The sequence below is a fragment of the Rosettibacter firmus genome, from assembly GCF_036860695.1.
Lineage (GTDB): Bacteria > Bacteroidota > Ignavibacteria > Ignavibacteriales > Melioribacteraceae > Rosettibacter > Rosettibacter firmus.
The window spans coordinates 317040-338323 of record NZ_JAYKGJ010000002.1 but is presented as its reverse complement, the minus strand read 5'-3'; the positions used below and the strand labels follow the sequence as shown (position 1 = coordinate 338323).

At 30.7% G+C, this 21284-nt stretch carries 14 protein-coding genes; 7 read left to right on the top strand and 7 right to left on the bottom strand.

What is annotated here, in order from left to right:
- Positions 1-112 precede the first annotated feature (112 nt).
- The 7 genes from accD to VJY38_RS08305 all read right to left on the bottom strand — a co-directional run bounded on the left by accD (position 113) and on the right by VJY38_RS08305 (position 12082).
- On the bottom strand, positions 113-952 hold the full coding sequence (gene accD, locus VJY38_RS08335) for an acetyl-CoA carboxylase, carboxyltransferase subunit beta (RefSeq protein WP_353680232.1): 840 nt from the start codon (positions 950-952) through the stop codon (positions 113-115).
- Between the two features lie 2 nt (positions 953-954).
- Positions 955-1686 (bottom strand): DUF1573 domain-containing protein, encoded by a 732-nt coding sequence (locus tag VJY38_RS08330; RefSeq protein ID WP_353680231.1) that lies wholly within the window; start codon positions 1684-1686, stop codon positions 955-957.
- Complete coding sequence (gene tsaB, locus VJY38_RS08325) at positions 1679-2332, bottom strand: tRNA (adenosine(37)-N6)-threonylcarbamoyltransferase complex dimerization subunit type 1 TsaB (RefSeq protein WP_353680230.1); 654 nt, start codon at positions 2330-2332, stop codon at positions 1679-1681. The genes VJY38_RS08330 and tsaB overlap by 8 nt, the downstream gene beginning before the upstream one ends.
- Positions 2325-2753 carry a tRNA (adenosine(37)-N6)-threonylcarbamoyltransferase complex ATPase subunit type 1 TsaE gene (gene tsaE / locus VJY38_RS08320; protein WP_353680229.1) on the bottom strand — a complete coding sequence of 143 codons (429 nt, stop codon included), beginning with the start codon at positions 2751-2753 and terminating at the stop codon, positions 2325-2327. The genes tsaB and tsaE overlap by 8 nt, the downstream gene beginning before the upstream one ends.
- The gene (gene porX / locus VJY38_RS08315) at positions 2753-4327 is read right to left on the bottom strand and encodes a T9SS response regulator signal transducer PorX (RefSeq protein WP_353680228.1); all 1575 of its coding nucleotides are present in this window, start codon (positions 4325-4327) and stop codon (positions 2753-2755) included. The genes tsaE and porX overlap by 1 nt, the downstream gene beginning before the upstream one ends.
- 26 nt (positions 4328-4353) lie before the next feature.
- Positions 4354-11148 carry a T9SS outer membrane translocon Sov/SprA gene (gene sov / locus VJY38_RS08310; protein ID WP_353680227.1) on the bottom strand — a complete coding sequence of 2265 codons (6795 nt, stop codon included), beginning with the start codon at positions 11146-11148 and terminating at the stop codon, positions 4354-4356.
- Between the two features lie 541 nt (positions 11149-11689).
- Positions 11690-12082, bottom strand: coding sequence for a hypothetical protein (locus VJY38_RS08305; RefSeq protein WP_353680226.1), 393 nt, complete (start codon positions 12080-12082; stop codon positions 11690-11692).
- Between the two features lie 195 nt (positions 12083-12277).
- On the opposite strand from VJY38_RS08305, the gene VJY38_RS08300 reads away from it, so the two are divergent.
- From VJY38_RS08300 to VJY38_RS08270, 7 genes are all read left to right on the top strand, one after another.
- A complete protein-coding gene (locus VJY38_RS08300) occupies positions 12278-12790 on the top strand; it encodes an O-acetyl-ADP-ribose deacetylase (RefSeq protein WP_353680225.1) in 513 nt (170 codons plus the stop codon).
- 101 nt (positions 12791-12891) lie between these two features.
- The gene (locus VJY38_RS08295) at positions 12892-14070 is read left to right on the top strand and encodes an isocitrate/isopropylmalate dehydrogenase family protein (RefSeq protein WP_353680224.1); all 1179 of its coding nucleotides are present in this window, start codon (positions 12892-12894) and stop codon (positions 14068-14070) included.
- 86 nt (positions 14071-14156) lie between these two features.
- Positions 14157-15791, top strand: a complete 1635-nt coding sequence (locus VJY38_RS08290) for a carbon starvation CstA family protein (protein ID WP_353680223.1) — start codon at positions 14157-14159, stop codon at positions 15789-15791.
- A gap of 14 nt (positions 15792-15805) precedes the next feature.
- Positions 15806-16336 carry an HDIG domain-containing metalloprotein gene (locus VJY38_RS08285; protein WP_353680222.1) on the top strand — a complete coding sequence of 177 codons (531 nt, stop codon included), beginning with the start codon at positions 15806-15808 and terminating at the stop codon, positions 16334-16336.
- 32 nt (positions 16337-16368) lie between these two features.
- Positions 16369-18348, top strand: coding sequence for a homoaconitase (lysF, locus tag VJY38_RS08280; protein ID WP_353680221.1), 1980 nt, complete (start codon positions 16369-16371; stop codon positions 18346-18348).
- A gap of 200 nt (positions 18349-18548) precedes the next feature.
- Positions 18549-19982 carry an MmgE/PrpD family protein gene (locus VJY38_RS08275; RefSeq protein ID WP_353680220.1) on the top strand — a complete coding sequence of 478 codons (1434 nt, stop codon included), beginning with the start codon at positions 18549-18551 and terminating at the stop codon, positions 19980-19982.
- Between the two features lie 45 nt (positions 19983-20027).
- The gene (locus VJY38_RS08270; RefSeq protein ID WP_353680219.1) at positions 20028-21257 is read left to right on the top strand and encodes an aldolase/citrate lyase family protein; all 1230 of its coding nucleotides are present in this window, start codon (positions 20028-20030) and stop codon (positions 21255-21257) included.
- Positions 21258-21284: the final 27 nt, after the last annotated feature.

Genomic DNA, 21284 nt, shown 5'->3' with positions numbered 1-21284 from the left:
CTAACCAAAATTTTTCAAATTCAGTTAAGTATGATTCATTAATTCTGATACTTTTGATATATCTTTTACGCTTTCAAAAATTTGATATCAAAAAAATAATCGTTATTAACAATTATGTTAAATAATCTATAACTAAAGATAATTTTTCTTTCAATTGTTGTCTGGGTACTATAAAATCAATAAAGCCATTTTCAAGTAAGAATTCTGATCTTTGAAAACCTTCTGGTAGATCTTTACCAATTGTTTGTTTTATAACGCGAGGTCCAGCAAAACCAATTAATGCTTTCGGTTCAGCAATTATAATATCACCAAGCATAGCAAAGCTTGCAGTAACTCCACCTGTAGTAGGATCTGTTAATACTGATATGTATGGTACTTTAGCATCTGCAAGTCGTGCAAGACGAGCACTGGTTTTAGCCATTTGCATTAAAGAATAAGCACCTTCCATCATTCTTGCGCCACCACTTTGACTTATAATTATCAATGGAATTTTTTCTTCATAAGCAACATCAATAATACGAGCAATTTTTTCTCCAACAACAGAACCCATACTACCACCAATAAAATTAAAATCCATACATGCAAATGCTACTTTCTTACCATCTATTTTGCCAGTACCAGTTTTTACTGCATCATTTAATCCAGTCTTTTTAATTGTTGAATTAACTCTGTCTATATATTTTTTAGTATCTTCAAATTCAAGAGGATCAGCCGAACGCATTTTCTTATCATGCTCTTTAAATGTTCCTTTATCAAGAACCAATGAAATATACTGGTCACTTCCAATTCGAAAATGATAGTTACATTTTGGACATGTCCATAAATTAACTTCTAATTGTTTATTGTGAATAATTTCACCACAATCCTCACACTTTGACCATTGTCCATCTGGTAATTCAGATTTTTTGCTATCAGGTGAAATATTTTCTTTTTTTCTTTTGAACCATGCCATAATTATTTTCTCTTTTTAATATTTGCTGAAAGTGTTATTACTTTAACAGATTCTTCAGGATCATTTGAAAATATTGAAACTGTTCGAACTAATTGTCCCTCTCTGTTAGAAGTATCAAGACTAATTTTTAATGTTCCACTTTCTTTTGGATGAAGTTTTTTATTGCTTAACAAAACAGCCGTACAACCGCATGTTGTTTTGACTTCTTTAATTTCAAGAATATCATTTCCTTCATTTTTTATATCAATAAGCGCCTGAACTACTTTTCCCTCTTCTACTTCACCAAAATTATATTCATTTTTACTTAAAACTAATTTTGGTTTTTTATTCGGGAAAGCACTGGATATCTTTTCCACTACATTTGCATCAAAAGATAATTGATATCTGGGATTTTCAAGATCATTGGTTAAAACATATACATACTTTTTCTGTGGACCAATTCTACCACGTGAATCAAACTCAACTTTAATTTTTGTTTTTTCTTTTGGTTTTAAAACTCTCTTTGAAGGTTGAACTGCAGTGCAACCACACGAAGCTCTTACATCTTTAATAATTAAATCATCATCTCCATTATTAATTATCTCAAATTCGTGTTCTACTATTTGTCCTTCAATTATCTCTCCAAAGCTATATGAAGGTTCTGGTGAATAAATTTTAGGTGATTTCTTTTGCGCACTTAAACTTGTAATAAATATTGTACATAAAAAAATTAAAAATAAGTATCTGTTATTCATTTCCTCTTACCTTAAATTGTTTTAAGTAATAAGGTTCTAAATAATCATAATCATAAGTTAATAATTCTTGACCAAATAAATAAGACCATTTAGCAATGTATATTGCACGTGGTCCTGAAATTATTCTTACATTCGATACAAATTCTTTATCTGCAAATATAATATCAAATCCTTTTATTTTTTCTTCTAAACTTTCTTTCTTAATTAATGATGCATCATCAAGTTTTTTATAAAATTTATTTTGAGATTCAAATGTTGCATAATATAAATCTTCTAAGCTTGCAGATTTTAAGATCCCGAATTTTTTATTGATTAAAAAATCAGAAATTTCCAGAGCCAGAGCATCAATTGATGGAACTGGAACTATTGGTAAATTACTACCAAGAGCAAGACCTTTTGCAACAGATAATCCTATTCTCAATCCAGTAAAAGAACCAGGTCCAATTGAAACAGCTATTTGTGAAAAGTTTTTCAGTTCTGTTTTTGAAATTGATATGACATAATCTATCATATCAATAATTTTTTCTGAATGAATATGTTTTTGATTGATATTTATTTCAAAAAAACATTTTTCATCCATCATTGCTGCAACACTGCATAAATCTCCCGAAGTTTCGATTGCAAGTATAGGAAAAATTTTATTCATATTTTTTTATAGATATTAGTCGTGAATTATCATTTAGAAATTCAAAATTTATTTCATAAAAATGCTCGGGCAATATTTCTTTCCATAAATTTGCCCATTCGATAAATATGATAGCATCTTTCTCAATTAAATAATCTTCAAAACCAAGATCATATAGTTCTGTAATTTTTTTTATACGATAAAAATCGAAATGATAAATTTTCTTTTGCCCCATGTATTCATTTACTATTGTAAAGCTGGGACTTGATACATTTTCAATTCCAAAAAAACTACAAAATGCTTTAACAAAAAAAGTTTTGCCTGTTCCAAGCTCTCCATTTAAAGCAACAACATCACCTTCTTTTATTATATCTGTTAATTTTTTTACAAGTTCAATTGTTTCAGATTCTGATTTAACAATTAATTCATATGGGAATTCCATTAGTATTTACTCTCCATAGTAACAACTGGCAAGATCATTTCTTCGAGTGAAATACCACCATGCTGGAAGCTATCTTTATAATAACTCAAGTATTTATGATATTCGGTAGGATAAACAAAATAATAATCTTCTTTTGCAATTATATAACTTATCGCAACTCCACGTTTAGGTAATTTATATTCCAGTGGATTCTTAATAAACAAAGCATGTTTATCATCCACTTTAAGATTACGACCAAATTTAAACCGAAGATTTGTCGAAGCTTCTCGATCGCCAAGAACTTTAGCACCTCTAAGAGTTCGTATGCTACCGTGATCTGTTGTTACAAAAATTTTAGCTCCAGGAATTTTTGAGATTAATTTAAATGCATTTAAAAGATAAGAATGTTGAAACCAGCTATTTGTTAACGAACGATAAGCTGATTCATCTGGAGCAATTTCTTTAAGAATTTGTGAATCTGATCTACCATGAGCAATCATATCAAGAAAATTGATAACAACAGCTATAAAGTGATTATTCTTAAATGATAATACGTTTTGTTCAAAAGAACGACCATATTCAGGATCAATAATTTTAATATACTTTAATTCATTATTTAGTTTAATCTTCTTTCTATCTAAATAAAGTTGTAATAATTCTTTCTCATATTTATTCATTGTGTTTTCATCATCTTCTGGTGATGAGCTCCATAGGTTAGGATAATATTTTTCTATCTCTGATGGAAATAAACCTGCAAACAATGAATTTCTTGCATATGGTGTTGCGGTTGGAAGTATTGAAATGTAGTAATCTCTTTTTATATTAAAATAGTCTTTCAAATGTTTTTCCATTACCAGCCACTGATCTAACCTAAGACAATCAATTACAAATAAAAAGAATGGTCCTGCCTCATTTTTTAAATAAGGTAAAATAAATTTATTGAGAACAGAAACTGTCAATGTGGGATTATTTTCGTCGTTAAGATTTTCAATCCAGTTTTTATATTCAACTTCAACATATTTTGAAAATTCCTGATTGCATTCACGTTTCTGATCAATTAAAGTCTGGCGAAAATCAATTTCTGGATGAATATCAAATTCAAGATCCCAGTAAACTAATTTTTGATAAATTTCAATCCAATCACTGTAGTCTGGATTCAATAATAATCTTCTGGAAATTTCATTAAAATCACTCATATAATCTCTTGCAACATATTCACTCGAAATTTTTTTGCTTTCCAGAATTTTTTTACAAACCATTAATACTTGTGAAGGAACAATAGGTTTAATCAAGTAATCACTAATTTTACTTCCAATAGCTTCGTGCATTAAAGATTCTTCTTCACTTTTGGTAATCATAACAACTGGAATATCGGGATTAATTTCTTTTATACGTGCAAGAGTTTCGAGTCCACCTAATCCAGCCATCATTTCATCAAGAAAAATAAGATCGTATTGTTTCGACTTAACTTCGTCTATAGCATCCTCGCCATTAGTTACAGTATCGACTTCATAACCTTTTTCATTCAAAAAAATTATATGCGAGCGAAGAAGCTCTATCTCGTCGTCTACCCAGAGTATTTTGTTTTTCTTCATAGCTTTTTAATAATTGATATTTAATTTTACTGAATAGCTATATGAACATCAACACCTGCTTCGTTCGTAGTTGTTGGTGGAATTCTTGATGCTCCTTGTGGTTGAATTGTAGTTCTTCTATAAAAAATTGACATTGTAACACGTGAACTCATTACATATCTTATTTTTGGTTCAATCGTAATATTGGTTTTACCATCCTGTGGAGTTCCCCCTTCTTTGAAATTTTCCATATCATAAATTACACTTGAAGTTTGACCATTTGTGTAAGAAAATGAAATTTCAATATCGTTCTTTAATGAAATTCCAAACATTGGAAGTTCAAATCCACTTTTCGAATAACTTGCAGATATATTAATATCTCTCGAAAAACTTTCTGTAATATTTCTTGTTGAAGCACTCAAACTATAAGATGTTCTTGCAGTATATCTAATAGTACTTTGAAATGAACCACCAAATAATTTATCGAATTGAAATGTAATTCCCAGCAGAGGAGAAAATGCATAATCAATTTTTTGAGATTGAATTTCCTGAAATCCATCGGGATTAATTTTCCAGCCTTCACTATATGTAGATGTATACGTGTGACTTATCGATACTCTTTTTGCGAAAGAAAAGATTTCATATTTCTCCAGACCAGACCAGTTAAAGTTCCAGTTTGGTCTTGGAATATATTTAGCAAATTTTGAAAGAATCGGGATTTTTGATAAAAATGATGTAGTCTCGAAACCTTTTACAAAAGCATCTGATAAACTTTGATTTGGATTTGGTGATCTCCTGTCATACAATTCACTTACTTTTTTTATTCCATTTCCAAAGAAAGAGAAAATAAATGAAGATGGTAATGTTAAGAAAGATCGATCGATAGTACCAGTTGAATTAACAGTTGTCGAATAAATATTTCCAACAGAATCAGTTCTGAATGTAATTGATTTATTTACTCCCCAGCCTACTTTCCAGTACAAATCAAGTTGAGCACCTTCCCATAATGGTCGTGAAGTTTTTAAATCAATATCATTTTTATGAGAATAATTATCGGATAAATTTCCATTTGCAGCACGAGGACCAATATCGTTAGAAAATCCAAGCATAAACAATCTGGAAGGACCATTTAATGGAGATTGTTTATAACCCCAGAAATTATTAAAACCTGTACCTTCACCTAAAAGTCCACCACCAGTATAACTACTTGATTGGGAGAAATTTATAGTTATTTGATCATAATCAAAGAATAACCATCTAATTCCGAGTTTAAGATATTCGAGTGCAACAGTCAAATTACCTGGACCTTTAAGTGTATCTTTTTCTGTATCTTCGATTTCATTTGTAATTTTTTTTCTTTGAGAAGTATCTGCAATAGCAACACTGTCTTTAGAAATTTTTTCTTGCTGACTTCCAATTTTTTCGTCTACATTAGTAGCTCTTTGACCTCTTCTTCCACCCCTTCCGCCTTCAGGTCTTGTTTGTGGTTGAGTTGGTTGCTGAGTTTTTGGAGCTGCTTGAAACAAAGGAGCAAATAATGATTTTATTCTAAAAGTAATTCCACTTGAAATTCTATTTGAGTAACCTGCACTTCTTCCAAGTTCTGCCTGTTGAAAATTATTTTGCCAGCTATATGCTACACCATAAGAAAAATTAATATTAATATATCGATTAATATCCCACAACGAAGGAAGTTTTGGATTAATTCTGAAATCTAAGTTTTGTCGATAATTAAAGTCCTTTCCAAAAAGATTTTTTCTAAATATATCTCGCCAGATATCGCTTTCATTTCTTTCAACTTCATCTACAACCCATAAATAAGTTAAAGTTGATTGAACATCAAAGTTATATGCTAAAGATAAATTAAGTAAACCGCCTTCTGTTATACTCCAATTAAATCCAGCACTTCTCGAAGCAGTAAAATCTCTTTGAATATTTGGTTTATTAGCAAGAGTTCTGTTAAGAATAAAATTTCTTCTTCGCTGTGCATTAATTGAAGCATTGAATGATTGTGGTAAGAAATATACTTTCACATCTCTGTAGTCTTTAAATAAATCAACAATATCACCAATTAATGGGATATCAACTGGTTTGAAATAAAGATCTCTACTTAAATTCACAGAATAACCAATACTTGCATTCCATACCCATCCGTTACTTTGAAGTACAGTAGGAGAACTACCAGAAGTTCTATTATAATTAAATCCGAAAGTCAGGTTATTAATTATGTCTCTGATATACCATTTTTCTGTAGGTATTTTAATTCTAACATTTGGTATTGCCCAGGTTTCACTAAAATTAAGTGTTTGAGCTTCTCTTTTAATACTTTGTACTGAATCTTCAATGAAAGCTGGATCATAATTATTTTCGGTTAAAAATTTTCTTAATTGATTTTGAGCTTCGGTTACTTTTATATCTGTACCTGGTTTAAATAATGGATCGATAGTTTGTTCATTACGGGAATACGAAATTCTAAAATTACTACCGGCAAGATTTAATGGAATAAGTTTCAACAAATCAAGATCAACAGATAAACCCCAGCTAAGTTTTTCATCTCGAGTTCCAAATCGATCATTTAATCTATGAAAAAACGGATTTGATCTGCTGATATTAAAATTAACTCTCATCAAATCAGCAAAAGCTAATGAACCAGATGCATTATAAGCCCATCCTGGTGTATCATCAGCTTCAAGAACTCGAAGTTCATTAATCCAGACCGTTCCAGAAATTTTTTGTCCAGGTGTTCCTTTATTACTTGGATTAATAATTCCAATAATAAAGAATGTAATTCTTGTTAAAGAAGGATTACCTCTTATACCATAAGTATGTCCTTCTTTTCCTTCAACCGGAACAGTATACAATTGTTTTAATTGAGATGTATCTCTGCGTTGTTTAATTGCAGTTAGTTCAGAAAAAACAATTTTAACTTCGTTCCAGTTACGATATTCAGGTTTTTCACTCGGTCTTAATGGTTGCCGATATTCATAAAAATTCGATGTATCTGAACCAAATCTAATATAAACTTCTGCTGCATAATCATTATTATCTTTATAGTATGAAACACTTCCTGGAAAAACATTTTCATCTGTATGAACAAAAAGTTTCATCTGTTTATAATTAAAAACATCAAGTGGTTTATATAAGTAACGCACTACTTCTCTCTTATCGCCATCTTCAAGGTTTTTGAGTATAAGTTCAAGTGATTGTTCATTTTTATAAATCTGATAATCTGGTTGACTTCGATCTCTTTCTCGATGAACTCCAGGTGGTGAATGATATTCAGGATTATCTTCAATATTAACAACTGAAACAGTAAGGACTGTATCGTCAATTGTTACTTTATTGATTTTAGTGCTTGTTGGAGGATCGAGAACTTTTTGCCATTGGTTACCAACAAGATTCATTTCTGCAAATCTTAAATGTACAGGCTGATTTGAACCCGAAATCCAGAATCTTATAAATTCAACTACAGAAAAGCTTGGATCACCTACTTTTTTTATAAAATCTTTTAATGGCACTCTAAAAAGATACCAACCAGAGTTACCACCACCTCCCTGAACAAATGGATTAACCTGTTTATTTGTATCAACAGGGACTTCATAATGAAAATAACTATTTACTTTATCCAGTGTAAAATTGTGATTAAGATCTTCTGTGTCTGGCAATCTTCCTAAATCAATCGATACTGCATTCCCTTCTGTTCCATTTATTTTTGAATAATCTGCATTAGCTGTTAATTTAAAATCATAATTATCGTGACTTGGATCTGGATTATTAATTGCATCATATCCTGGCTCTTCGCTGTCTTTAAGTCCATCCATACCAGTATCTTCACCCTGATCTACAAGATCATTAAAATTTTTGTCTTCGGTATCAAGCTTTCCATTAGGAATAACATCTTCGCTAATCTGTCCTAAATCAATATTTAATTTCAAATCTGGAGGAGCATTTTCAACTTTTAGCCAGAATTCGATGAATTGAATATTTTCTTCAATTAGATTATTTGCTGTTGAAGAAAGAACTTTCATTATTCCAGCCCAGTTCTTTTTTGTATCGCTTAAATCAGGATACCAGTTATAATAACCTGGTTGATCTGGTAAATAAACTAAATCGAGTGCAGTAATAAGATTTTGATCTGGAGGTGCTTGTTTTCTATCTCCATATAAATCTCTAATTGTTACATCAGAAGGAAGTCGATTAAACCAATAAGCTTTTGCTTTATAATTTATTTTTTGCAATTCCGACATACCTTCGAGATAAGGAATATTTACAGGTACGCTAATATCTTTCCAAGAACCATATTGCATTCCAAGTGGTATAGTTCTTTTAGCACCTTCAAAGTCATCGATATAAGCGATGCTCTTGCCTTCGTCACTTTCTATTGTACTTTTCTTTGTATTGGGATCTGGACTTATATAAGCATATTCAGCATTTAAATTCAGTGATGATGCGGCACTCGTAGAAATTACTTTATCGAGTGCTTTGGTAAGAAAAGGTAATTGCATATTAGTTTTAAAATCTATTCCAAACATCGAATTATTTAGTGGTTCTTCTCCAATTCGAACTTTATCACTAAGTGTTTGTTGATTTAAATTAAAGAATGAGAAACCAAGAGTAGTTTCGCGATTAAATTCATAAAGACCACGCAAACCAACAAGAGTTTTAGATGCAAGTTGGAATAAATCATTTTGTTCGTAAGTAATTCTTAAGTCTGCTCCCGGTACAAGTGCTTCAGGTTTTCTAATTATTACCTGTCCAATGTTATAATCTACTGTGTAATCGATCCCTTCTTTTAGTTGATTCCCATTTAAGATTACTTTTACTGAATTTTCTACAACATTAAAACCAATATTATAAGATGAAGTAACAGCTGCTGAATATTCACCGGTTATTATAAATTTATCTTTAGCTCTATCCTGCTTTGCAAATGTAACTGTAGTATCATATACAGCCTGATACTTCAATGAATCAGGTAAGTTTTTAGGGAAATCTCTTCCAAAAGGTTCAAGGACAGGAAAAACTATTTCACCAGTCTGAGGGAAAATTGTTCTACCTGGTAAAAAGTCGAAAGCACCATCTGGTCCTCCAGTTCCACTTTTGTCTGTATTATCCAAGCCAAAAGCCTGGATTAATTTAATACCAGAATAATCGCTTTGTGGTTCACTCCCTTCAAACTGATATCTAATATCCAGAGTAAAACCTTCTTCTTTAACATCTCTTCCACCAATTGGATAAATATTTCTCAGTTGTAATTTCCAGGCTTTTTTAAATTGTGGTTGTAAGTTTGGTGGTTTAATTAATTTCAGTACAATTCTTGCACTTGAATCTGCAGCTACATCCTGAATAAATTCACCATAATAAATATCATCATCAGGAGAAGAAGTTGGACCTTCAATTCTATATGCAACTGCAATAGCATCCTGATCTTGAATTTGGGTCTTAAAGCTGATAAAACCAGTTTCTTTATGAATAACATAATCAACATCCTGTTGAAGCAAAATCCATCGTCTATCAATTTCCTTAATGCCGGGCACAGTTTGTTCATCTGTATTTCTTAAATTATCATATCGTTGATTCTTTGTTCTTCGAGGTAAATCTATATATGCATTGCCTTTTCTTTCGTTTGGATTGACAAGTCCAGTTATTGTTTTCCATACTTCAATATCTTTCACACGAATTGAGTCAATAACAATTGGAACTGAATTGCCATAATAATTATTAAAAACATTCAATCTGGGATCTGCATAAATTTCATGAATGAAAAAATGATTGGGCGAATAATCATATGCACGAATTTGAAATTGTTGTGATTTTGCTCCACCAGTCACAGCTACTTCCTGTACTTCTCCCTTTTTTTGAGAAGCAAGTGCAGTTAAACTAAATGGACCCATTTTCATTTGTGCTTTGATTCCAAAAAGAGCTTCGCTACCACCAACAAGTGGTGATGTCTGTAACGAAACATTACCTGCTTCTATACTTTGAATTATTTCATCTTCGTAACCTGTATATTTTATTTTAAGTTGATTTTCATACTGAAAAGTTCTTTCGGTATTCCAATCTGCAGAAAGATTTAATTTATCTCCTATTGTACCATTAAGATTAATTTGTACTTGTTGTTTAAAATCAGGTTCATTCCTTGTGTTACCAAGAGCAGAAGTAGTTATACCTTCAGTAGTTTCGTTACGCCATGCACCATGTATATCAACAGCTCCTGCAATCTTGATATTAATTTTGGGAGGACCAAAAATGCTGAACAAAGATGTACTTGGTAAAGGAATTTCTATGTTCGTAATATCTGTTATTAATTGACTTAAATCTTTTTTTGTGTCTTTAAGTTTGTACTGATATCCTAATTGTTCCCAGTTATCTCTTGTAATTACATCGAGACGTAATTTAATATATTCTTCAAGAGGCATTTCCAGAAATATTTTAGCTTCCTGACCACCAATTTTTTCTTTGATTATAACTTTTGTACCGGTCGAATCAAGTTCTACTGTTCTAATTAATGTCGCAGACGAAGGATAGACAAAAAATGGAGATTGTCTTTTGGGTCTAAATGGTACTACATAATAATCTTCTCTTGCTGCTCTAAAATACTTTAATCTTGCTGTTGAATCCGCCGATAACGAATCAATTCTTCTTATTGAATCCTGCTTTGCTTTATACTTGATTGAATCGGCTTTAGAAAGTTTTAATTGCAAAGTGTCTTTACCAATTACAGGTTTTGTAGCCGTCGTTGAATCGGGCATCAATAATTTAGAATTAATAAAACTAAGATATTGATTAAATAATTCTTCTTCAGGTTTTGCAGGTAAATTATATATTGGGCTATTTGAAGCCACGAGATTAAAGATAGCATCAAATAAAATCAGGTTGGAGTACTGATTATTTGAAACGCTGGTAAAACCAACAACTATTAGAAAGCTTATTAGAATAACTGGAATTAAAATAGTCTTAAATACAAATCCGGATATATTTTTTTTAAAGGGAGAAATAGTAAACCTTCAAATTATTTGAATAATGGTAAAAAGAAAGTTATAAATCCTCCTTTAATTTTTCGGGTTCAAATTTAATAAAAAAAATTCTTTTAGCAATTCTTATCAAAACAAAATGTAAATATACTTAATAACATCTTTCAATGTAACCATGACTTTTTAAATCAATAAAAATTTTATTAAAACACTTTTTCACCTAACTTAACCACCAATTAATTGGTATGACAATTCAACCTAAGTTGATACTCTTAAATAAACATTCAAAAAAATAAATATAAAGAACAACTTAAAATTATAAATGATAATTTTCTAAAATTATAATAAAAAATCAGGAAATAAACTCTAAATTTTAGAATTGATGACAGAAAGAAGTGGAAATAAATTCTGATTAATAAAAATTGATTATTGATTTACTTCTACTTTTTAATTCTTCATTGATAATTGTATATCGTGCTTTAGTTCTGGAATATGATGAGTTATTTTCATAAATGTTATTCTTTTTTATTATAACAGGTTTGTTAGTGATATATCTTAAATTAAAATCTGAATAATCAGGTTTTTCATACTTAATTTCATGTGGCTTAAATTGGTCAACTTTATAATGTAAATAAATTTTATTGTAGTCAGGTAACGGATCAGTATTTTTTATCTTATTACCAGATATGTTCTCATTATTCTTTTCTTTTTTTAGCTTTGAAATGAAATAAGAAATAATTATCACCATTATGAGCAGTGCGGTAAGTATCTTCAAACCATAAAATATGATATCTATTATTTCCATATAAAAGAGAATTCATTATAGAAATTATCATTCTAACATTATGCCAGAATCGGAATATAAAAATGGATTAATTTCAAATCGATGAATTGCTATCTTAGTTTCATCTTGAGAATTTGACTATTTTTTATACATATCAAAGTTTACAAAATTTTTTTATTTCATTATTTTTTTAATGGAATAAAAAATTATATGATTATGAATTCCAGAATTGAAATAATCAAAGAAGATATTACAAAACTAAAAGTTGACGCAATAGTTAATGCAGCGAATACCACATTATTAGGTGGTGGTGGAGTAGATGGAGCTATACATCGTGCAGCAGGTCCACAATTACTCGAAGAATGTAAAAAGTTGAATGGATGTCCTACAGGTCAGGCAAAAATCACTAAAGGATATAATCTTCCTGCCAAATTTGTTATTCACACAGTTGGACCTGTATGGACAGGAGGAAATAATAATGAGGATGAGTTACTATCAAGCTGTTATAAAAATTCATTAAAATTGGCAATCGAAAATGGAATAAAAACAATAGCTTTCCCATCAATAAGTACAGGTGCTTACCGATTTCCTGTAGAAAGAGCATCTAAAATAGCTTATACAACAGTAAAAGAATTTTTATCTGCTCACCCCGAAATAGAAAAAGTGATCTTTTGTTGTTTTGATGATAAAACTTATAACATTTATAAACAATTAGAAAAATCTTTATAAATACTTTATAAATAAAAGATCTCCAATATAAACTTTTCGTTTGCCAAATAGAATTTACATCAATAAGTTAAGTATCAGGTTTTACATTTTTTGGAGTATTAATGAGAACAATAGTTGCACTTCCTGGAGATGGCATAGGTAAAATTGTATTGCCAGAAGCTATAAGGTTATTAAATGCTGCTGGATTCAAAGCCGAATATGTTTGGGGTGATATTGGCTGGGAATTCTGGTGTAAAGAAGGAAATGCTCTTCCACAAAGAACAATTGATTTAATCGCAAAACATAAAATAGCTTTATTTGGAGCAATCACAAGTAAACCCAAAGATGCTGCAGATAAAGAATTAGATCCATCATTACAGGGTAAAGGGTATGTTTATTTTTCACCAATTGTTTCTTTAAGACAAATTTTTAATCTTGATATTTGTATACGTCCATGTATTTCATTTAAAGGAAATCCACTGAATTTTATTAGAAAAAAAATTGATGGTACTTACGAAGAACCTTTTATAAATGTAGTTATATTCAGACAGAATACTGAAGGACTCTATTCAGGAGTTGAGTGGACAAATCCACCAAAGCAAGTTAGAGAAGCACTCGAAACACATCCCAAAATGAAAGCTTTTGCACATGTACCCAGCGAAGAAATGGCTATCTCAACAAGAATAGTAACAAAAAAAGCTACTGAAAGAATTATAAAAGCAGCATTTGAATATGCACGTAAACATGGATACAAAAGTGTTACTTTGTGCGAAAAACCTAATGTGTTACGAGAAACTTCTGGAATGATGCTTAAAATTGCCAGAGATATTGCAAAGGAATATCCAGAAATTGAATTATGGGATACAAATATAGATGCTCAAATGATGTGGCTTACCAAAAATCCAGAAGATTATGGAGTGATTGTTGCAGAAAATATGTTTGGTGATATAATAAGTGATGGCTTTGCTGGTTTAGTAGGTGGTCTTGGTTTTGCATGCAGTGCTAATATTGGAGAAGATGTCGCTATATTCGAACCAACTCATGGTTCGGCACCTAAATACGAAAAATTAAATCCATCCATAGTTAATCCAATTGCTATGTTTATGAGTGCTGTAATGATGTTAGAACATATTGGTGAAAATGAAATAGCTACAAAAATTAGAAATGCTATTTCAAAAGTTATAGAAGAAGGAAAAGTAAGAACATATGATATGTTAAAATTAAAAGGTGGCCCGGATGTTTTTGAAAAAGGAGCTGCTTCTACTCAACAGATGACAGATGCAGTAATTGAAAATTTATAATTAGAAAAAAATTGATAGTATCCATAAAAGAATTTTTTCAAATTATTACTTGATTATATTTTTTGATCTAATTTATTGAGGTAGTTATGAGCGGAGTATTTATTTTATTATTTGCAATTTTATCTTTTATTACTGCATATAATTTTTATGGTAAATACATTGCTAAAAAATTAAATGTATCCAACTCTAATATAACCCCAGCCCACTCACTGTATGATGGTGTAGATTACTGCCCAGCTAAATCACCTGTTCTGCTGGGACATCATTTTGCTTCTATAGCTGGAGCTGGACCAATAGTTGGTCCCATTATTGCAGCAAGTTTTGGATGGATTCCTGTTTATATCTGGATTCTCGCTGGTTCAGTCTTCATAGGTGGAGTTCATGATTACACAACAATAATAGCTTCTATTCGTCACAAAGGAAAATCAATTGGACAAATAATTGAAAATTACATCGGCATAAGTGGGAAAAAACTTTTTTTAATTTTTACATGGTCTACTCTAATTCTTGTTATTGCAGTATTTACTCTAATAGTAGCAGATACATTTACACATATCCCAAGTTCCGGAACTTCATCTACACTATTTATCTTCTTAGCAATAATATTTGGATTAAGTGTCTATCGATTCAAAGCACCTTTAGGATTATCGAGCTTAATAGGAATTATTTTTCTTTCTGTATGCATATATCTTGGATATATCTTCCCCATCTCTTTAGATAAAAATACATGGATTATAATTTTATTAATCTACATTTTTCTTGCATCTGTTACACCAGTCTGGATATTACTTCAACCACGAGATTACCTGAATTCATTTTTCTTATATGGATTGATGATTGCAGGAATTATTGGTCTATTTTTCACTCTTCCAGAAATTCACTTAGCACCTGTTACAAATTTTAATATAGACAAAATTGGTTATCTCTTCCCTGCTCTTTTTGTAACTGTTGCCTGTGGAGCTATCAGCGGTTTCCATTCAATTGTTGGAAGTGGAACAACTGCAAAACAACTTGATAAAGAAACCGATGCAAGAATTATTGGCTATGGTGGAATGTTGATTGAAGGATTGTTAGCTGTATTATCACTACTTTCAGTTGCTTCCTTAAATCAAGAACAATTTTTAGAAACATTAAATACCAAAGGAGCTGTTGCTGCTTTTTCAGAAGGAATAGCAAACTTCATGCATAATATTCCTTTTTTGAATATATCAACAGATTTCGCTAAAAGTTTTGCAGCTTTAGCAGTATCTGCTTTTGCATTAACTTCTCTCGATACAGCAACTCGATTGGCTCGATATTCCTTCCAGGAATTTTTCGAACGGAATGAAACACAAAAACAAAGTATTCTTGTTAATAATAGATATGTTGCAACTGGAGTTACTGTTTTATTTGGTGCTGCTTTGACTTTTAGTGGTCAATCTATGAGTATCTGGCCTGTATTTGGTAGTGCAAATCAACTACTGGCTGCTATAGCTTTATTAGCTTTAACTGTTTGGGTTTCTTATCTTAAAGTTGATACAAAATTTACTATGATTCCAATGATTTTCATGTTCGCTGTTACACTTACTTCGTTGCTAATGCTTTTTTATAATAATTTAGTTTCACTAAACATTACACTTTCATTTGTTTCATTTTTATTATTCATATTATCAATCATACTTGCAATTCAAGCTTCAAAAGTATTAAGAAAAAATCAAAAGGAATTTGCAATAGATAAATAATTTGAAAATTCTTTATGAAAGAGAAAATTTTAGAACTCTGGCCAGAAATTAACTGGATTAAAGATATAAGTCTTCAAGAAAAAGTTATTGCATGCTGGGAGTTTGCTTTAAATAACTCAAATATCAATCCAGAAGATTTAAAAACTATACCTTTTACATTACTTATAAAAGATTGTAAAATTTCATTCATTAACCATAAAAGAACCTGCGTTCAATTAGCTGTTGAAATTGCCAGAATTATGCAAAACAATTTTGGCGAATCTATTAATATTAATATGGATTATTTAATTGCAGGTGCAATATTAATTGATGTTGGTAAATTAATTGAATACGAAAAAGTTGATGGAAAAATTCAAACAAGTAAAGCTGGAGATTTAATTCGTCATCCATTTAGTGGGTTAGCAATTGCATCAAGATTTAATTTACCTTACGAAGTTCAACACATAATTGCCACACATTCAAAAGAAGGTGATTTAGGTAAAAGAACCATTGAATCAATTATTGTTCATCATGCAGATTTTGTCTCTTTCGACATTTTTAAATAAATTATTTATCAGAAAATTACTTATTAATTTTTATGCCACAAACATTAATTGAAAAGATTGTACAGAAACATGCTATTGGTTTAAATCCCAATCAAACTATTCATAGTGGAGATTATATTTCTATACAGCCTGCTTATGTAATGACACATGATAATACCGGTGCTGTAATCCCAAAGTTTAAAAGCATTGGTGCAAAAAAATTAGCCAATCCTCGTCAGGTTGTTATAGCACTTGATCACGATATTCAAAATAAAAGCGAAAAGAATTTAGAGAAGTATAGAAAAATCGAAGAATTTGCAAAACAAATGGGAGCAGATTTTTATCCAGCTGGAAGAGGAATTGGACATCAAATTATGATTGAAGAAGGTTATGCATGGCCCGGAACAATGGTTGTTGCTTCAGACAGTCACTCAAATATGTATGGTGGAGTAGGATGCCTTGGAACTCCAATTGTACGAACCGATGCTGCTGCAATCTGGGCTACTGGTAGAACATGGTGGCAAGTTCCTCCCATTGTAAAAGTAGAATTAAGAGGAAATCTACAAAATGGTGTTACAGGCAAAGATGTTATAATTGTCCTTTGTGGTTACTTTAATAATGATGAAGTCCTCAATCATGCTATTGAGTTCACTGGCGAAGGAGTCCAATATCTTGATATTAATGATAGATTAACAATTGCAAATATGTCTACTGAATGGGGTGCGCTTGCAGCTGTTTTCCCTGTTGATAATGTGTTAATGAATTGGTTAGAAAATCGTTCTAATTTTATAAAAAATAGAGGCTTAGAAGGAGTAACTTCAGATATTGATGGGAATGGTTTTCATCCTCGTTTTAATGAAAAAAGAATTAAAAAATTAGAAGAAGAATTAGAAAATTTAAAAGCTGACAAAGATGCACACTATTCAAAAGAATTAATCCTGGATTTATCTTCTATTGAACCTTATGTATCTGGTCCAAATACAGTCAAACAAATGCTCCCGATTTCTGAAATTAAAAAAGAAAAAATAAAAATTGATAAAGCATATCTGGTTTCCTGTGTTAACTCAAGATTAGAAGATATAGCAACTGCAGCAAATATAATACGTGGCAAGAAAGTAGCTGAACATGTGAAATTTTATATAAGTCCAGCTTCAAGTGAAGTACAAAAAGAAAGTGAAAGACTTGGTTACTGGCAAACTTTAATTGAAGCTGGTGCAATTCCCTTACCTCCTGGTTGTGGTCCTTGCATTGGATTAGGTGAAGGTTTACTTCAAGATGGCGAAGTAGGTATTTCTGCTACGAATAGAAATTTTAAAGGAAGAATGGGTTCACCGAATGCAATTGCATATCTTGCTTCGCCTGCAGTTGTAGCTTATTCTGCTATTAGTGGATATATAAATTATGAATGGAATGAACCAAGAAAAAATATTATAGGAGAAATAAAAACTAATTTCAAAAATGATTCAGACACTTCTACTATTCATATTATTGAAGGATTCCCCCGCACAATATCAGGAGAATTAATCTTTTGTCCACAAAACAATCTTAATACTGATGGCATTTATCCAGGCAAATACACTTATAATGATGATATGACTCCAGAAGAACAGGCAAATGTAGTAATGGAAAATTATGATCCTGAATTTAAGAACATAGTTAAAAAAGGGGACATTTTAGTTGGAGCCTATAATTTTGGAACAGGTAGTTCACGTGAACAAGCAGCTACAGCACTTAAGTATAAAGGTATACAACTTGTTATTGCTGGCTCTTTTAATGAAACATATAAAAGAAATGCTATTAACAATGGCTTTTTAACAATTGAATGCCCACAACTTGTAGAAGATTTAAAAAAGAAATTTGGTTCAGATAAGTTAACAATCAAGACGGGATTAAATGCTATAATTAATTTTGAAAAATCTATAATTCAAGTTAACGAAAAAATATATTCGATAAGTCCAATTGGAAAAGCTGCACAAGAATTAATAATAGCTGGAGGTTTAGAAAACTGGGTTAAATTAAACTTGATTACTTAAAAAATTTAGATTGCTTTATAAGCAATAAAGAAATAATTTCATAATAGAAATTTTGAACATTATAATACATGCTAAAAAATCCAATAAACATTTCTAAAAACTTTTTCCCATTCCTCAATTTCCCTAAAATATACGAAACCAACTGGCAGAACAAATAGCTACTTAAATAACTACTTTTATCAATAACAAGGATTAACACTATGGAAAAATCCATATCACGTGTTATCTCCGAATTTGCAATTAATCTTAGGTATAATGATTTACCTCAACCTGTTATAGAAACAACAAAACGATTTTTGTATGATTCTATTGGATGTGCTTTTGGTGCATACAATACAAAAGATGTTAACATAGTGCACAATGTTTTAGTAAATATGGGAGGGAAAGAAGAATCAACAATAATTGCATTTGGTGAAAAAATTCCTGCTATAAATGCAACTCTTATTAATTCTCTTATGATTCGTTCGCTCGATTTTAATGATATATACTGGAAAGAAGATCCTTCGCATCCTTCTGATTTAATTCCAGCTGCACTTTCTGCTGGTGAAATTATTAATGCAACAATGCAAAATATTTTAACAGCAATAGTAATTGGCTACGAAATTGAACAAAGATTATGCGAATTTGCAATACCTGGTATAAGGGAAAGGAAATGGCATCATGCAACACTTACACAATTTGTATCGCCAATAGTCGCTGGTAAAGTTTTAGGATTAAGTTTAGAACAAATGATAAATGCAATAGGAATAAGTGCATCACATAATTTTACAATTGGAGCTCCTGCATCAGGAAAATTAACTATGATGAAAAACTTTGTTGACCCCATTGCAGTCCAAAGTGGTGTTTTTGCAGCTCTTCTTGCCAGGCAGGGTTTTACAGGACCAGAACTAATTTTCGAAGGTAAAGAAGGATTAATGGATTGTTTATTTGGATGGGATTATTTAAACCAAAACGTAAAACCAGTTATGATTCCAGGTAGAGAAAAATATGGCGAATGGAAATGGGATTTAAACAAATTAACAAATAATCTTGGAGAAAATTTCAAAATTTTAGAATGCAGCATGAAAGCTTTTCCAACAGAAGCTTTAACGCATACACCAATATCTGCTACATTAAATGCTGTAATAAAAAATAACATTGATTACAATGAAATCGAATCAGTAACAATTAAAACAATAGCAAGAGTTTGTGATATTCTTTTCGATAAAAATAAATATCGACCAACTTCGAGAGAAACTGCTGACCATTCTCTTCCCTACTGTATTGCAGCAGCAATTGTAGATAGAAAAATTACAACCAGCACTTTTTCAGAAGAAAAATTGAAAGATGAAAGAATATGGAAAATTATTGATAAAATTAAAGGCATCCCTTCAGAAGATTTTGAAAAAATGTTTCCTGAAAAACAACCTGCTGAAGTAATTATAAAAACAATTAGTGGAAAAGAATTTCACGAATATCTTGAATATCCAAAAGGTCATCCAAAACAACCTATGACTATTAGTGAACTGGAACTAAAATTTAATTCTTTAACTGATGGTTTATTAAATTCAGAAAGACAAAATGAAATTAAAGAGATGATACTTAATTGTGACAATATGCTTGTAAAAGATTTTATGAACAAGTTGGTTTTGTAAAAATAAATCAACAAATTAATAACAATAAATTTTACAACAAATACAATGAAACAAAAAAAAGCTAATATTGGATTTGCAGGTAAACATGGTGAAAATATTCGTTCAGATTGCTACATAGAAATTAAACCTACCATTAGAAGCGGTTTAAATTTATCGATAAAAAGCAAAGTTCTATCTCTGTACGGAGAAAGCATAAGAAATTTAATTTATGAAATGTGCGAATTCTTTGATTTGAAACATGCAGATATATTTGTTGATGATTATGGTGCACTTCCATTTACAATTGCAGCTCGATTCGAAGCAGCGTATAAAAGTTTATTCCCTGATGATACTCGAGAATTTTTATTCCCTATGAATAAAAACAACTTATATAAAACCGAAAAGGATAGTATAAGAAGAAGTAGACTTTATTTACCAGGCAACGAACCAAAATTTTTTATAAATGCTGGCTTACATAAACCTGATGCAATTATTCTTGACCTTGAAGATAGTGTAGCTCCTTCAGAAAAAAACAATGCAAGATATCTTGTAAGAAATGCACTTCGCTCAGTTGATTTTTATGGTGCAGAACGTATGGTTCGTATAAATCAATTACCTGAAGGCTTGGATGATTTACATTTTGTAATTCCTCATAATGTTCATGTTATATTAATCCCTAAATGCGAATCATCTGTTACAGTAAAAGATGTAGAAGAAGAAATCAATATTATAAAAACTCAGCATAATATTTCTGATACTATTTACCTTCTTCCAATAATTGAAAGTGCAATGGGAATTGAAAATCTTCAAGAAATAGCAACAGCATCAGATTTAATTTGTGCATTAACAATAGGATTAGAAGATTATACTGCAGATATAGGAGTAGAAAGAACTCTTGAAGGCAAAGAAAGTTTTTATGCAAGATGTGCAATTGTAAACGCAGCAAAATCTATAGGCATTCAGGCAATTGATTCTGTTTTTTCTGATGTAAATGATATGGAAAGTTTACGAAAAAGTACATTAGAAGCAAAATCACTTGGTTTTGAAGGTAAAGGTTGTATACACCCTCGCCAAATAAAAATTATTCACGAAGCTTTTGCTCCTACTCAAAATGAAATTGAAAAAGCAAAAAAAATTACACTTGCATTTGAAGAAGCAAAAAAGAAAGGCTCTGGTGTAACAACTTTAGGAAGTAAAATGATTGATGCTCCAGTAGTAAAACGGGCACAAAAAACTATTGAATTCGCAATTCAATATGGATTGCTTGAACCGAAATGGTTACAAAAAAATAATTAGCCTTTTTAAGAAAATTAGTAATCAATA

Bases quoted from the DNA above. Each gene is read 5' to 3' on its own strand.
- accD (WP_353680232.1), bottom strand. From the start codon at position 952: ATGGCATGGTTCAAAAGAAAAAAAGAAAATATTTCACCTGATAGCAAA.
- VJY38_RS08330 (WP_353680231.1), bottom strand. From the start codon at position 1,686: ATGAATAACAGATACTTATTTTTAATTTTTTTATGTACAATATTTATT.
- tsaB (WP_353680230.1), bottom strand. From the start codon at position 2,332: ATGAATAAAATTTTTCCTATACTTGCAATCGAAACTTCGGGAGATTTA.
- tsaE (WP_353680229.1), bottom strand. From the start codon at position 2,753: ATGGAATTCCCATATGAATTAATTGTTAAATCAGAATCTGAAACAATT.
- porX (WP_353680228.1), bottom strand. From the start codon at position 4,327: ATGAAGAAAAACAAAATACTCTGGGTAGACGACGAGATAGAGCTTCTT.
- VJY38_RS08305 (WP_353680226.1), bottom strand. From the start codon at position 12,082: ATGGAAATAATAGATATCATATTTTATGGTTTGAAGATACTTACCGCA.
- VJY38_RS08300 (WP_353680225.1), top strand. From the start codon at position 12,278: ATGAATTCCAGAATTGAAATAATCAAAGAAGATATTACAAAACTAAAA.
- VJY38_RS08295 (WP_353680224.1), top strand. From the start codon at position 12,892: ATGAGAACAATAGTTGCACTTCCTGGAGATGGCATAGGTAAAATTGTA.
- VJY38_RS08290 (WP_353680223.1), top strand. From the start codon at position 14,157: ATGAGCGGAGTATTTATTTTATTATTTGCAATTTTATCTTTTATTACT.
- VJY38_RS08285 (WP_353680222.1), top strand. From the start codon at position 15,806: ATGAAAGAGAAAATTTTAGAACTCTGGCCAGAAATTAACTGGATTAAA.
- lysF (WP_353680221.1), top strand. From the start codon at position 16,369: ATGCCACAAACATTAATTGAAAAGATTGTACAGAAACATGCTATTGGT.
- VJY38_RS08275 (WP_353680220.1), top strand. From the start codon at position 18,549: ATGGAAAAATCCATATCACGTGTTATCTCCGAATTTGCAATTAATCTT.
- VJY38_RS08270 (WP_353680219.1), top strand. From the start codon at position 20,028: ATGAAACAAAAAAAAGCTAATATTGGATTTGCAGGTAAACATGGTGAA.